This is a genomic window from Xenorhabdus miraniensis (genome assembly GCF_002632615.1).
In genome coordinates this window covers 187,575-202,578 of the sequence record NZ_NITZ01000008.1, presented here as the reverse complement: position 1 = coordinate 202,578, position 15,004 = coordinate 187,575, and the positions used below count along the sequence as shown (strand labels likewise).

Genomic DNA, 15,004 nt, shown 5'->3' with positions numbered 1-15,004 from the left:
ACAGTGAACCACGGCGGCCTTCAATCGTGCCGTCATCCACGACTGTGCACAGCTCAGAAGCCACTTTTTGCCCAATCTGACCGGAGAAAACAGACGTTCCCCGACGGTTGAAATCTCCTTCCAAACCATGACCGACTGCTTCATGCAGTAAAACGCCCGGCCAGCCAGCACCCAATACAACTGGCATAGTTCCCGCAGGTGCCGCAACCGCCGATAAGTTGACCAGTGCCATGCGTACCGCTTCACGGGCAAATTGTTCTGCCAGAACTTGACCATCTTCGGTTTGCAGGAAATATTCGTAACCGTAACGAGCACCACCACCACTGCCTCCGCGCTCACGCTTACCATCTTCTTCTACCAAGACGCTAACGGAAAGACGCACCAACGGACGAATGTCTGCGGCCAATGTGCCATCTGTTGCCGCCACCAGCACCTGCTCATAAACACCGGTCAAGCTGGCATTAACTTCTTGTACCCGGGGATCTTCTGCTCGTGCGATTTGATCAACCCGGTGCAGCAAAGCAATCTTCTCTTCCCTGCTCATGCTCTGCAAAGGATCAACTGCCGGATAAAGTGCCTTATGTGTCACTGCACCTAATGTATGTGCAATGCCATTGCCCGCTTCTCTCACAATGCTGCGTGCTGCGTGTGCACTTTGCTGTAGAGCATTCAGTGTGATTTGGTCAGCGTAAGCAAACCCTGTTTTTTCTCCGCTAACCGCGCGGACTCCCACACCTTGATCGATATTATAGGAGCCATCTTTAATGATGCGGTCTTCCAGTACCCATGTTTCATGGAAACTGGATTGGAAATAGAGGTCGGCATAGTCCAGACGACGTTCCGCCAGTTGACCCAGAACAGAGAATAAATCTTGATGACTCAGATTATTAGCAGCCAGTAAATGTTCACTGACATAAGTTAAACTCATAGTAATTACTCTTTACCTTAATTTGTATTCTTTTTTATCAAAGAAGTCAGTTGTGGACGGAATCGATTGTGTTTCACCACTTTGATCTGCTCACGCATATGAGTCAGACTATCCGGCCGGATATTAAGCTGTAATGCGCTGACGGTCAGAGGATTTTTCTTGATGACTTCTCCCCAACCACTCACCGCCATTGAGTGCCCCCATGTCCTGCGAGTGCCATGTACGCCAACCTGAGCGGGTGCCAGAATAATACATTGATTCTCAATGGCACGGGCTCTCAGCAAGGGTTCCCAATGCGCCTTACCTGTCAGGCGGGTGAAAGCCGCCGGAACGGAGATAAGTTCCGCACCTTGTTCACGCAATGCCTGAAATAACCCCGGAAAACGCAGATCATAACAGATAGTCATCCCCAAACGTCCCACAGGGGTATCGACAACGGTAATGTGTTCCCCACGCTGATAAATAGTAGATTCATTATAGGAACCATGCTCATCGTTAATATTGACATCAAACATGTGGATTTTATCGTAACGGGCACGGATTTCGCCCTGATCATCAAACAATAAGCTACTGCTTGTGATGCGAGAGGGATCTTCCCGGCTGATCATCGGCATAGAACCAATCAACAACCAGATACCGTAACGTTGTGCCATTTCACTCACAGCCTGCTGCAATGGGCCACTTCCCTGCACTTCTGCATATTCACGGTAGGTATCGGCATCCGCAAACAATAAAGCATTTTCTGGCGTCAGCACCAATTGTACTGTGTCTGGCAATTGCTTAATCTGTTGTTCAATCTGCGCTAAGTTATGTTTAACGTTTGTCCCACTGCATAATTGTAAGAGTGCAACATTGACATTTCTCATGGCCCTTTATTCTCCTTAAGCTGACGTAAAACTTCATCAATTTTAGGTTGTTCGAAGCTGCCCGTTAGCCGATAGCGAATCACTGATATCTTGCTCCATAGCGGCCCCAGCACTTTTGTCGCTGCAAAAACCGCAGCACCAGCCACAGGGTTGACCGCAAAGGCTGTCGCGACCCCTACCGTTGCCGAAATTTCTGGCGTAATGACTAATTCCATATTGATCTGACGACGAACTAAGTCAGTCACCCCCGAGGCATTGATATCCGCTGCTAATCCATCAATGAGAAAATTATCGGCATGTATGACCCCATTTTTTATCGTTGCATCGCCACGAATGGAATCAAAGGCAAAATCATTACTGAATGTGTCACTGAAATCCAATTGTAATTTACGCAACAACGCATCAAAACTGATAAGTCTTAGTAATTGCCCTGCTCTGCCGCCCCCCAATTTGGCGATGGCGCCCTTTTTCATATTTGCGGTCAGCGTCCCATTCAGGGTTTTAAGATCGGGTTGCCACGGGACATCCTGCCACTTCAAATTGAAATCAAACTTAAAAGGTGCATCAACTATCGGGACAATAAATCCGAGATAAGCCACCATATCATCGAATTTTTTCCCCGAGAGTTGCCCTTTGGCTTGGGTATAATTTCCTGCGTTGGTTTCATGCCAACTGCCGGACAGTGTCAGTTTTCCTGCGCTATTTTCTACTTTCCCGTTGGTCAGGATCAGGGAATCACCTTGCGGTATAAACGATGCTGATACTTTGCCGAGTTTTAGCCCGGCGATCCAGCATTCTGTACATTCAACATTCAATTCCGGCCAACTGCTCAGGGAATAATGGGGAGGTGACGCCTTATCCGACGTTAACTTATTGGCCTCAACCGACGGATCCGTTGCAAACGAGGGATCGTAATAAAGATAATCGATTAACGCCCGAACCTGTTTATTATCTTGAATCCACAGATTGCCACTAATATCCTGCCCCACGGCATTGACGCTAGTACCATCAGCGTGTTGAACAATATTGAATGTGAGATCATCCCAGCGCTGCCCGGCAAGATCCAGTGAAGGCAACGAAATTTCGAATACACTTGGCCACCGGAAGCCATCATCATTTGATGAATTCCAATTCAGCGGCGCAATCAGCGCCAATAATTTTTCACCGTCAATTGCCGGTAGTTTTAACGCCAACAGTGATTTTTCTGGCAGGACAGGAATTTCAACACCATTCGAATGAAAAATACCTCTTTGCAGCCGGACATGCTTTTCATCCAACTTTTCTTCCAACTTTTCTTCCAACTTCCATTGGCTATTGAACGCATATTGTCTGCCTATTGAGCCTTTCATCTGGAATTGGTTGATATTGCCTTCTGCAAAAACATTAACCTTATTCCATTCTTGCAGGGATTCTGTGTCCAATGCAGGCAATGTACTCTTGATATGTGACAAATCTGCATTGACAGCAACACGATATTTTACGTCGTTCTTTGAAGCTCGATTACTTGGCGGTATCGTAATATTCACGTTCCCCTGCCAATTCAGCGTACCGGACAACTTACGGCGAATTTCAGCAGGAAGTTCCGGTAATGTCTTCGCTGTCCAACGTGCATCTAAATTGACATCCACCTGATAATGTTTTGCTAAGTCCTGAGTGGAAAACCGCAGTGACAAAGGGTTTCCAAGCCAGTGGGCAGATAGATTGTCACTTTTTAAGTTGCCATTTTCAAAGCGAAATTTGCCGCTAAGGTGTTCCATCCTGCTATCTAATGGCTTGATGAAGAGACTGGTATCTTCTAGCGCCACCTCTCCCCTGGCATTGACTTCACCGTGTTTCAAAGGAATGTCCAAGTGAAGCCTGCCATCCACTTTACCATCAAGTTGCAGGCTATCCAGTGCGCTGCCAATCGAATCCGCCATCGGGCTGTGGTTAAAATAATCATGGATATTCTGTCCATCCCCGGATATTCCGGCATCGATAAATAGCTGTTGCTTACCATAATCTGGAATCACTGCTGAAACTTCGGTGGCATCCACGTCCCCCAGCTGCGCTTTCATTGCCTGCATCTGTAATCCGTTATTTTGGAAATTCAGGTCAATATCTAAATCAAACAGGGCTGGCCAATCGGGTTGATATTGAAATGTCGCATGGCGCAGAGGTACAAAAATCTGGAATTGGCCGTTGTTTTGTTTAAAAGGGAAATCATGGGGATTGCCCCGAAAAACCAAAGTGGCATTATCGACCTTTCCCTTGATCAAAGAGGCCGTCAGATAGTCAGTCAGGGATTCCCCCATCAGTGGTTTGGGAAAATAACGCCATGCCTCACCGATATCATTCACCCGAACCCCGGCGAGCATTTTCAATAAAGGTTGATCATTTTGTGGTTTCAGGTAGTGAAAGTTTCCATTAAGCCACAGTGAGTTTGCTTGCAAATCCAGCCCCTGGCTCCAAACTTCCAAGCCATTCTGGCTATCTTTCCAAATAATCTGCCCTTCGCTGCTGGCAATATTGAGCGGGGCCTGAAACATACTGCCATAATCAATGGTGCTGTTTTTCAAGCCAAAGGTGAGATTACCCCACTGTTTATTGCCTTCCAACATACCACTGAAATGGTCGGCTGACGGCAGGTCTTTCCAGCGTAACCAGCTCACATCCTGCCATTTCATGCGAATTCCCAAATCATCAGGCAATTCAGGGGTAATATCGAGGGCAAAACTATTTAACGTACCTTTCGGTTGCCAGTGCTGCCAATCCTTGACGATATCCGGCGTCACAAAAGAGAGTATTGGCAATAGCCCATTTAAACGCTCCAGCCGGATATTCTCAGCCCGTATCCGCCAATGGTCTTTATCCTGATATTTACGAGCGTCCTTAAGATAGAACGCTGAGATATGCCCCGTCGGCCACTGCTGACCGTTGGTTTTCAGGTTTGCCAGATTTGGAACATTAAACAGCCATCCTTCATCCTGACGACGCATCTGTAAGAGTAAATCATTCACCACAAGCTGGTGTTTTTCATTTTCCAGATGCCAGTTGGCTTCCCCTTGCTTTAGTTGCAAACGCCCACTATCAATTCGCCCTTTCTTTAAGGTAATCCAACTCGCCAGACTGAAACGGGCATTTTCCAGCCCTGTATTATCCTTTAACCAACGGCTTAACCACAGCCGCGTATCGATATCATCGGCTTGTAAATAAATAACGCCATTATCCAGAACGCCATTGATATCGTTCAGATCCAACTTGACTTGTACAATACCTTCCTGACTATTAAGGCCTTCCTGACGATTAAGTGAAGAAAGATTGACACTGCCTTGTGCCCGATGGCGATGATCTTTATTCAACCATGTTAGTTGCGGTAATTGCAGTTCCGCCTTTTCACCGGATGGCGTGAGAAAAACCAGGCTGCTGTCATGCAAATTAAAATGATTGAACTGTTCCAGAAACAGAGAAGAAAGGCTATTCGGTTCAGACAGCATGCTTTCGCCATCTTGCCCAAACAGTCCCTTGTCATAATTCACCTGAAGCTGATAAAAAGACAAATCCCGAAAATACCAGCGCCACTGCAAAAGTGAACGCCAGATATCCAGAGAAAGTGTGATTTTTTTAGCATCAATGCCGATATGCTCCGACTTCGCACTGATATCCCGGATTTCCAGACTGGGGCCAAATGGCTCCCAATGACCAGTGATGTAACCAATATCGACAGCGATATCCGTCGCGGCAGCAATTTTTTCTGTCAATTGCTGACGATATTCATTGATATGTGGCAGGAAGAAACGTAACCCGCTGACAAGCAAAGCCACAATGATAATGGCTATTGCGGCTGTCGCTAATAATATCCCCGGCAGTCGCCTCACACATTTCTCCTTGGTTGTCAGCGCGATTTATTTGAAAAAACAGAATCTATTTAAAAACAGACTCGCTGCAAATGGGTGCCTTACATCATCACAACGTCAAATTGCTCCTGACTGTAAAGTTGTTCTGTCTGTACTTTGACCTGTTTTCCCACAAAGATTTCCACTTCCGCCAACACGTGAGATTCATCCCCTTTCAGGGCATCACTTACGGCTGGAGAGGCATAAACCAGAAAACGATCTGCATTAATTGCACGATTAACACGCACAATTTCGCGTAAAATTTCATAACATACGGTTTCAACGGATTTCACCGTCCCACGCCCCTGACAGGTCGGGCAGTTATCACACAGAATATGCTCAATACTTTCTCGTGTACGCTTACGCGTCATTTCCACCAATCCCAATTGGGAAAAACCATTGATGGTGGTTTTCACACGATCTTTATTCAATGCCTGCTCTAAGGAAAGCAATACGCGGCGACGGTGTTCTCCATTACTCATATCAATAAAATCAATAATAATAATGCCGCCTAAATTACGTAACCTTAATTGCCTGGCGATCGCTTGTGCTGCTTCGATATTGGTATTAAAGATAGTCTCTTCCAGATTACGGTGTCCAACAAAAGCACCGGTATTAATATCGATTGTTGTCATGGCTTCCGTCTGATCAATAATCAGATAACCACCCGACTTTAATTCCACCTTACGTTCCAGCGCCCGCTGAATTTCAGTTTCCACACCATACAGATCAAATATCGGCTGATTGCCCTGATAATGTTCTAATTTGGCGTTCATTTCAGGAATATATTCATCAATAAATTCCTGTAATTGGGTAAATGTCTGGCGGGAGTCAACCCGAATGCGATCAAGGGAAGCCCCGACAAAATCACGCAAAATACGCTGGGCCAGCGCCAATTCACCGTAGACTTTATTTTTTGTGATATTACGTTTCTTACGTTCAATCACCTTACTCCACAAGCGCTTCAAAAATGCCGCATCTTGCGCCAGTTCTTCGGTTCCCACACCTTCGGCAGCAGTACGGATAATAAACCCGCCATGCTCATCACAATAATCCATGACAATGCTTTTCAGACGGTCACGCTCTTCTTCGCTCTCTATCCGCTGTGAAACACCCACATGCGATGCCCCCGGCATAAATACCAGATAACGTGATGGTAAAGTGATATCTGTCGTTAAACGAGCGCCTTTTGTGCCCAGAGGATCTTTCACCACCTGTACAATCAGATCCTGTCCCTGACGCACCAGTTCGGCGATGTCCCTGACATGAAAATTCTTCCGCTCTTCACCGGCAATACACTCAGTATGGGGCATAATATCCGAAGCATGCAAAAAAGCGGCTTTCTCCAGCCCGATATCCACAAAAGCCGCCTGCATTCCGGGCAAAACCCGGCTCACGCGCCCTTTATAAATATTTCCTACAATGCCCCTTCTGGCTTCCCGTTCAATATGGATTTCCTGCAAGATACCGCCATCAATATAAGCAACCCGCGTTTCGGATGGTGTTACATTAACTAATAACTCTGCTGTCATGAATAATTCTTCCCATCAGCTAACGCTAAAAACCGTGTGATTAATTCGTTCGTTTCCACCAATGGTAAGCCGACAACAGCATGGTAACTGCCATTAATTTTTCTGACAAAACAGCCGCCTTTACCCTGAATGCCATAAGCCCCGGCTTTATCCATTGGTTCTCCAGTTGCAATATATTCCTGTATTTCCGGTTGGGATAACTGGCGGAATATCACATCTGTAATGACTTTCTCACTCAAGGTCTGTTGACTGTTCGATAAAGCGACAGCCGTGATAACCTGGTGGCACTGGCCTGACAAAGCGTTCAGTATTTCAGCGGCGTGTTGTTGATCGCGGGGTTTTTCCAGAATGCGGTTATTCAATACAACAATGGTATCAGCTCCCAGAACGGGGTGATCATGTGGCGCAATGGCGACCCCAGCCTGTGATTTTTCTCTGGCTAATCGAGTGACATATTGCTCTGGAGACTCCCCTTCACGCCATTTTTCTTCAACCTGAGGTCTCAGGATCTCAAAATTAAAATCTAACAATTCCACCAGCTCACGCCGTCTTGGCGAGCCAGAAGCTAAATAAATGGTTTTCATCGTGGGTCATCCTTAGAGTTGATCTCAACCGGCTATTTTAATTCGTCATCGTTTTAATTTGTCATGGTTTTAATATGACATGGTTTTAATATGACATAACTTTGCCCGCTTTTAACGAACTGAAAACTGACGGCGGATTTTCCGCATTAATAAGAACAGCCAAGGCCAGAGAATACCATTGACGACCCCATTCCAGAACACTTCCGGATGGAATACTGTCTTCGGCAATACAACGTGGGCTAGAAAAACGCAGAGGTTCACCAGGCTTGAAAGACCCAACACGACCAGAGCTTGCTGCCAGAGTGACATATTACGGATAAGCTGAAATTTGAAAGCCACCAGAAAACTGATCATGCTGAACGCCAGGGCATGTGCGCCCAGAATACTTCCGTGCAGCAAATCAGTGATAACCCCCAATACAAACCCGGTCCCCACACTGACGCGATGAGGAAGTGCCAGTAACCAGTATATTAAGCACAAAAATAATAAAGCAGGCCGGAATACAAAGAACTGCTCCGGCCACGGCATAATTTGCAGCACTATCGCAATCAGGAAAGATAACCAAATAACCCAACTTCTTCGGCTATGGTACTGACTCATTAACGATTTCCTGTTGATGATGGTTTTAGTGATGGCTTTTCGGCTGGCCTTGTTTTTTCAACCGGATTTATTGCAGATGATGTTTGGTTTTCATCTTTCGCTTCGCCTGATTTCGGTGTCAGCAACTGCGGTGCCTCATCCGATGGATTTGGCAATACCTGCGGTAGCATCTGCATCAGCCGCTCATTAGCGGCACGGTATACTTCCGAAGGCGGCAATGGCTCAGATGGATTGTTATCGGCACCCCATAACAGCAACAGATAGCGCAAGCGTCGCAATTCAGCCAATGGACGAGCCTGAATCACTGCTTGAGCCCGCTGGTTATCAATTTTAACAGAGGAAACTACCGCCACAGGATAACCTTCCGGAAAACGCCCGCCCAAACCCGATGTCACCAATACATCACCTACGCGAATATCAGTATCACTCGGCAGAGGTTCTAGCTGGAGATCGTCTGTACATCCTGCTCCGCCAGCAATAACGCGAATATCATTACGCAGTACCTGTACAGGCAGTGCATGAGTCGGATCGCAAATCAGTAATATCCGGCTGCTCAATTGGCTGACCGAAATGACTTGCCCCACAACCCCCCGATCACTGATAACAGGCTGCCCTTCATAGACGCCATCTTTAGCGCCTTTATCTATGACAACCTGATCGCGGTAGGGATCCATACCTCCTGAAATCACCTGCGATACCATCATATGTTCATCACTACGCAAAGGCGATCCCAATAATTCACGCAAACGGGCGTTTTCATGTTTCAATTGCCCCAACAGTAACAAGTTACTGCTCTGCAATCGTAATTCATTACGCAGGGTTCGATTTTCTAATTCAAGTTGGTTGCGGCTGGTCAGAGATTCAGAAATACTGTCCAAAAATTGGCGCGGCCCATTGGCAAGAAAATAAAACGGACTCACAGCCGTATCCATATAGCTACGGACTTTATTGAAAACACCGAGGCGGCTGTCTGCCACAATCAGAATAATGGCAATAATAACAGCAAAAAAGAGTCGTAGTTGCAGAGAAGGCCCTCTGCTGAAAATCGGCTTCATAAATTGCGCATTGTTGGGCTGTGTTGTCTCATTAATGATAAAACTCCGGAATAATCAGCAAGGAGGCTACAAGAACATATACCGGCCTCCCAGCTCGCAGAGTTACTTTCAGTCTTCGCTGAACAGATCGCCACCGTGCATGTCGATCATTTCCAGCGCCTTGCCGCCGCCACGGGCAACACAGGTGAGAGGATCTTCAGCCACAATAACAGGAATGCCAGTCTCTTCCATCAACAAACGATCAAGATTACGCAGTAACGCACCACCACCAGTCAGTACCATACCACGTTCAGAAATATCAGAAGCCAATTCTGGTGGGCACTGCTCCAGAGCCACCATGACAGCGCTAACAATGCCGGTCAGCGGTTCTTGCAGGGCTTCAAGAATTTCATTGGAATTCAGGGTAAAGCCGCGGGGTACACCTTCTGCAAGGTTACGGCCACGCACTTCAATTTCGCGTACTTCATCTGTCGGGTAAGCAGAACCAATTTCATGCTTGATACGCTCTGCTGTTGCTTCCCCGATCAGGGAACCATAATTACGGCGAACATAATTGATAATGGCTTCATCAAAACGGTCTCCACCGATACGCACAGAAGAAGAATAAACCACACCGTTCAGGGAGATAACAGCAACTTCGGTGGTTCCTCCACCAATATCCACTACCATTGAGCCTGTTGCTTCGGAAACAGGCAAACCTGCACCGATTGCGGCCGCCATTGGCTCTTCAATCAGGAATACTTCGCGGGCACCTGCACTTTGGGCAGATTCGCGAATGGCGCGACGCTCAACCTGAGTCGCCCCGACAGGCACACACACCAGCACGCGCGGGCTTGGGCGCATGAAACTGTTATTGTGAACCTGCTTAATAAAATGCTGTAACATCTTTTCCGTGACATAAAAATCAGCAATAACACCATCCTTCATAGGACGGATAGCTGCGATATTACCCGGAGTACGTCCCAGCATCTGCTTTGCTTCCAGCCCTACGGCTGCAACGCTTTTTGGTGAACCGGCTCTGTCTTGGCGAATGGCAACAACAGAGGGTTGATCCAATACTATTCCTTGACCTTTGACATAAATAAGGGTATTGGCAGTACCCAAGTCAATGGACAAATCGTTGGAAAACATGCCACGAAATTTCTTTAACATAACGAAAGGATAATCCTGCAAGCTGGGGACGGAGATTGTCCGTCTACTCTACCAACCACATGAAGCAGCGACAAGGCGCATAATTAACTACTTTTACTACTTCAATAAAAGTGGCTACGTTATTCACATCAGAAACACGATATTCTACGTTACTTTTCTCTGACGGAGCAGAAAAAAACTGCATAAAAATGGGTTAATTTCACCAATAACCTCAACACCGCATTCCAAAATCACCTGATGCACCAAAAAACCAACATTATAGTGCATATTGTGGAGCTACCACCGCGTTTTTCGAGCTTCCATATTGCTCTATAATCATTTCAGTAAGTTCAACCAATATTCACTTTTTCTTAAAAATTTTCTTCTTCCTGCTGTCGTCAGGAATAGTTTCCTAAGTATAAAAGTAATAGATGAATTTGTGAGGCTGAGGATTGGATTTGAAAAAAATATCGTCACTGTCAACGGCAAGTAACGAAAATAAGGATTATTCCGAGCCGGTTATCAAAAGCACTCTCCTTATTGTTTCCTGTATATTATTATCTTTTACAGTGCCATCCTGAATAAAAATAAGTAACTACAGTTTTGCCACTCTCTATCACAATATCGTTGCCTGCCCGTTTCAGCTTATTTGATTTTATCTATATTGTGGTGAAGCAGAATTTTGTGGTGAAGCAGAATTGTGATCAAAAAAAGTTGTGATGATGCCAAACAGGTAATGGTATCAGCGAGATACTCAGCAAGGGAGAATGACCATGAAAGCCTTATTGCTTGACCAACACGAGACATTAACAGCGTCTATTCAGGATATTGATACATCTCAATTACCCTCAGGTGCTGTGACCGTCGATGTTCATTGGTCAACACTCAATTATAAAGATGCCCTTGCCATTACAGGTAAAGGTAAGATCATCCGACAATTTCCAATGGTACCGGGAATCGATTTTGCCGGTGTTGTTCATCATTCCGAAGATCCGCGTTTTCATGTTGGCCAGCACGTTTTACTGACCGGCTGGGGTGTGGGAGAAACACATTGGGGCGGGCTGGCAGAACAAGCAAGCGTGTCTGGTGACTGGTTGACTCCATTGCCACAAGCATTAACTGCCCGGCAAGCAATGATCATCGGCACGGCGGGCTTTACGGCCATGTTATGCGTCATGGCGCTGGAACAAGGCGGAGTAATACCTGAAAGCGGAGATATCGCCGTGACAGGTGCCAGTGGTGGTGTTGGCAGCACGGCGATTACTCTGCTGTCACAACTGGGTTATTCTGTCGTCGCGATTAGCAGCAAATCCGATAATCAAGATTACCTGCTTTCACTTGGCGCAAAAGCGATTCTGCCTGCCAGTGACTTTAACCAGCCGTCACGTCCATTAGAAAAACAGCGTTGGGCAGGGGTAATTGATACCGTCGGAGGCAATATATTAGCGGCCTTACTGGCACAGGTGAACTATAACGGTACAGTAGCCGCCTGCGGTATGGCGAGTGATGGCCATTTGCCCGCCACCGTCATGCCTTTTATCCTGCGTAACGTCCGTTTGCAAGGTGTGGCATCCGTGACAGTGCCGGCTTCAGAACGCCCCGCCATTTGGCAACGCTTGCAAACGCTGCTGCCTGATTCTTTCTATCAACAGACAGCCAATGAAATCACTCTGGATCAGGTTATCGAATATGCCAATAAACTGATTAACAATCAGGTCACTGGCAGAACAGTCGTGAAGGTGAGGTGAAGGGGAAGATGTGCTGATAAGACCAGTATTTAGCTGCTAAATGCCACGATATGTTTATAATGTCGGGCTTTATCGTCAAATTTACAAATCTAGTTATCAGAAAGAGATGACAAACCGTTGACATCGAGTTATCTTGGTCGATTGTTGACAGATTGCCGGAGATACCCGCACAATGGCAGACAAGTTTCGCATTTTACTCTTGAATGGCCCCAACCTGAACTTGTTGGGAACACGAGAGCCAGAGACCTACGGCAAGTTAACGCTCGATGATATCGTTAACAAACTGTCAAAAGAAGCTCACCAATCGGGAGCCGAATTATCCCATCTGCAATCCAATGCAGAATATGAACTGATAGAGAGAATTCATTCAGCGCGGGGCAATGCTGATTTTATTTTGATTAACCCTGCGGCATACACGCATACCAGCGTGGCACTACGCGATGCACTTCTGGCAGTGAATATCCCATTTATTGAGATTCATCTCTCCAATGTGCATGCCCGTGAGCCATTCCGCCACCACTCATATCTTTCCGATGTTGCAGTAGGCGTAATCTGCGGGTTAGGTGCAGATGGTTATAGTTTCGCATTACAGGCAGCGGTCAACCGCTTGTCAACATTAAACTAATTATATAAGAGTACGGAATCACACTCATGGATATTCGTAAGATAAAAAAATTGATCGAGCTGGTTGAAGAATCTGGCATTTCTGAACTGGAAATTTCTGAAGGTGAAGAGTCAGTACGCATCAGCCGCGCGACGGTAGCACCCGCGATGCCAGTGACTCAACAATATATTTCTGCACCTGTTCATCAGCCGGTACAAGCCGCTGCTCCGGCTGCGCCAGCCGCTGCTGACAAACCGGCAGAAATCAGCGGTCACACAGTCCGCTCCCCAATGGTCGGTACGTTCTACCGTTCACCAAGCCCAGATGCGAAACCTTTCATTGAAGTCGGCCAGCATGTCACTCAGGGCGAAACCCTGTGCATCGTCGAAGCCATGAAAATGATGAACCAGATCGAAGCGGATAAAACCGGCGTAGTGAAAGCGATTCTGGCTCAAGACGGTCAACCTGTTGAATTCGACGAGCCATTGGTCGTCATCGAATAACGAGGCGTCCCCATGCTTGAAAAAATTGTCATTGCTAACCGCGGTGAAATAGCACTGCGTATCCTGAGAGCCTGTAAGGAGCTTGGGATCAAAACCGTTGCTGTACACTCTGCGGCAGACCGTGACCTGAAGCACGTCCTGCTGGCAGATGAAACCGTCTGCATCGGCCCTGCGGCATCAGCAAAAAGCTACCTGAATATTCCCGCCATTATTTCTGCGGCGGAAATCACTTGTGCACAAGCGATCCATCCCGGTTATGGTTTCCTGTCTGAAAACGCTGACTTTGCTGAGCAAGTTGAACGTTCCGGCTTTATTTTCATTGGCCCGAAAGCGGATACTATCCGTTTGATGGGGGATAAAGTTTCCGCTATCAGCGCGATGAAAAAAGCCGGTGTACCTTGCGTTCCCGGCTCTGATGGCTCATTGGGTGACGATGCTGAGAAAAACAAAACGATTGCAAACCGCATCGGCTATCCGGTGATCATCAAGGCATCGGGCGGCGGCGGTGGTCGTGGTATGCGCGTTGTACGCCGCGACAAAGATCTGGAACAATCCATCGCTATGACCCGCGCAGAAGCGAAAGCGGCGTTCAGCAACGACATGGTGTACATGGAGAAATTCCTTGAAAATCCACGTCACGTTGAAATTCAGGTCTTGGCTGATGGTCAGGGTAATGCACTCTATCTGGCTGAACGTGACTGCTCCATGCAGCGCCGCCACCAGAAAGTGGTGGAAGAAGCACCAGCACCGGGTATTTCTCCGGAACTGCGCCGCAGCATCGGTGAACGCTGTGCCAATGCTTGTATTGAAATCGGCTATCGCGGAGCGGGTACATTCGAATTCCTGTACGAAAACGGTGAATTCTACTTTATTGAGATGAATACCCGTATTCAGGTTGAGCACCCTGTGACTGAGATGATCACCGGCGTTGACCTGATCAAAGAACAGTTACGTATCGCCGCAGGGATGCCGCTGTCTATCAAACAGGAAGATGTCGAAATCAAAGGTCATGCGATCGAATGCCGTATCAATGCGGAAGATCCGAAAACCTTCCTGCCAAGCCCGGGCAAGATCACCCATTTTCATTCACCGGGTGGCTTTGGTGTGCGTTGGGAATCCCATATCTATGCAGGATATACCGTACCGCCTTACTATGATTCCATGATCGGAAAATTGATCACTTACGGCGAAACCCGTGAAGTCGCTATTGCGCGTATGAAGAATGCGCTGGCCGAGTTGATCATTGATGGCATCAAAACCAATATTGATCTGCAATTGGCGATTATGAACGACGAGAACTTCCAGAAAGGCGGCACCAATATCCACTATCTGGAGAAGAAACTGGGTTTGCACGAAAAGTAAAGTTTCTTTCTAGCGTTCAAGCATCATTGCTTTGAGTAAAAAAATCCCATCTTTTTAAGGTGGGATTTTTTACTTCACTTCGTTGCTATTTACGGCTTTTTTACAAATAGAAGACATCACAAAATCTTTGTCATGTGAATAAAATTAGCAATCTTTTGAGGTTTCCAAGATTCTTATACCGCTACAATACAGACAGGCACCAATCAACTATTATTT

General features: G+C 46.7%; 12 protein-coding genes. 4 read left to right on the top strand and 8 right to left on the bottom strand.

Translation table 11 applies throughout. The annotated features are described in order from the left end of the window. The 8 genes from tldD to mreB form a co-directional block, all read right to left on the bottom strand. Positions 1 to 928: metalloprotease TldD (gene tldD / locus Xmir_RS10190; protein ID WP_099114260.1), on the bottom strand; the 928-nt coding region annotated here is incomplete at its 3' end. Positions 929 to 945: 17 nt separating this feature from the next. Next, a complete protein-coding gene (gene nit1 / locus Xmir_RS10185) occupies positions 946 to 1,794 on the bottom strand; it encodes a deaminated glutathione amidase (protein WP_047963560.1) in 849 nt (282 codons plus the stop codon). Beyond that, positions 1,791 to 5,651, bottom strand: coding sequence for an AsmA2 domain-containing protein YhdP (yhdP, locus tag Xmir_RS10180; protein ID WP_099114259.1), 3,861 nt, complete (start codon positions 5,649 to 5,651; stop codon positions 1,791 to 1,793). The genes nit1 and yhdP overlap by 4 nt, the downstream gene beginning before the upstream one ends. A gap of 80 nt (positions 5,652 to 5,731) precedes the next feature. After that, positions 5,732 to 7,201, bottom strand: coding sequence for a ribonuclease G (gene rng / locus Xmir_RS10175; RefSeq protein ID WP_099114258.1), 1,470 nt, complete (start codon positions 7,199 to 7,201; stop codon positions 5,732 to 5,734). Beyond that, positions 7,198 to 7,785 carry a Maf family protein gene (locus Xmir_RS10170; protein WP_099114257.1) on the bottom strand — a complete coding sequence of 196 codons (588 nt, stop codon included), beginning with the start codon at positions 7,783 to 7,785 and terminating at the stop codon, positions 7,198 to 7,200. Before Xmir_RS10170 ends, rng begins: the two co-directional genes overlap by 4 nt. Before the next feature lie 111 nt (positions 7,786 to 7,896). Next, a complete protein-coding gene (mreD, locus tag Xmir_RS10165; RefSeq protein ID WP_099114256.1) occupies positions 7,897 to 8,385 on the bottom strand; it encodes a rod shape-determining protein MreD in 489 nt (162 codons plus the stop codon). Beyond that, positions 8,385 to 9,440, bottom strand: coding sequence for a rod shape-determining protein MreC (gene mreC, locus Xmir_RS10160; RefSeq protein ID WP_099114255.1), 1,056 nt, complete (start codon positions 9,438 to 9,440; stop codon positions 8,385 to 8,387). The genes mreD and mreC overlap by 1 nt, the downstream gene beginning before the upstream one ends. Positions 9,441 to 9,548: 108 nt before the next feature. Further along, positions 9,549 to 10,592, bottom strand: coding sequence for a rod shape-determining protein MreB (gene mreB / locus Xmir_RS10155; RefSeq protein WP_099114254.1), 1,044 nt, complete (start codon positions 10,590 to 10,592; stop codon positions 9,549 to 9,551). 752 nt (positions 10,593 to 11,344) lie between these two features. Here mreB and acuI point away from each other — a divergent pair. The 4 genes from acuI (at position 11,345) to accC (ending at position 14,788) form a co-directional block, all read left to right on the top strand. Beyond that, the gene (gene acuI, locus Xmir_RS10150; protein ID WP_099114253.1) at positions 11,345 to 12,319 is read left to right on the top strand and encodes an acrylyl-CoA reductase (NADPH); all 975 of its coding nucleotides are present in this window, start codon (positions 11,345 to 11,347) and stop codon (positions 12,317 to 12,319) included. Positions 12,320 to 12,491: 172 nt separating this feature from the next. Further along, positions 12,492 to 12,944, top strand: a complete 453-nt coding sequence (aroQ, locus tag Xmir_RS10145; protein ID WP_099114252.1) for a type II 3-dehydroquinate dehydratase — start codon at positions 12,492 to 12,494, stop codon at positions 12,942 to 12,944. A gap of 26 nt (positions 12,945 to 12,970) precedes the next feature. Next, a complete protein-coding gene (accB, locus tag Xmir_RS10140; protein ID WP_099114251.1) occupies positions 12,971 to 13,426 on the top strand; it encodes an acetyl-CoA carboxylase biotin carboxyl carrier protein in 456 nt (151 codons plus the stop codon). 12 nt (positions 13,427 to 13,438) lie between these two features. Beyond that, positions 13,439 to 14,788, top strand: coding sequence for an acetyl-CoA carboxylase biotin carboxylase subunit (gene accC / locus Xmir_RS10135; protein WP_099114250.1), 1,350 nt, complete (start codon positions 13,439 to 13,441; stop codon positions 14,786 to 14,788). The last annotated feature ends 216 nt before the right edge of the window (positions 14,789 to 15,004 follow it).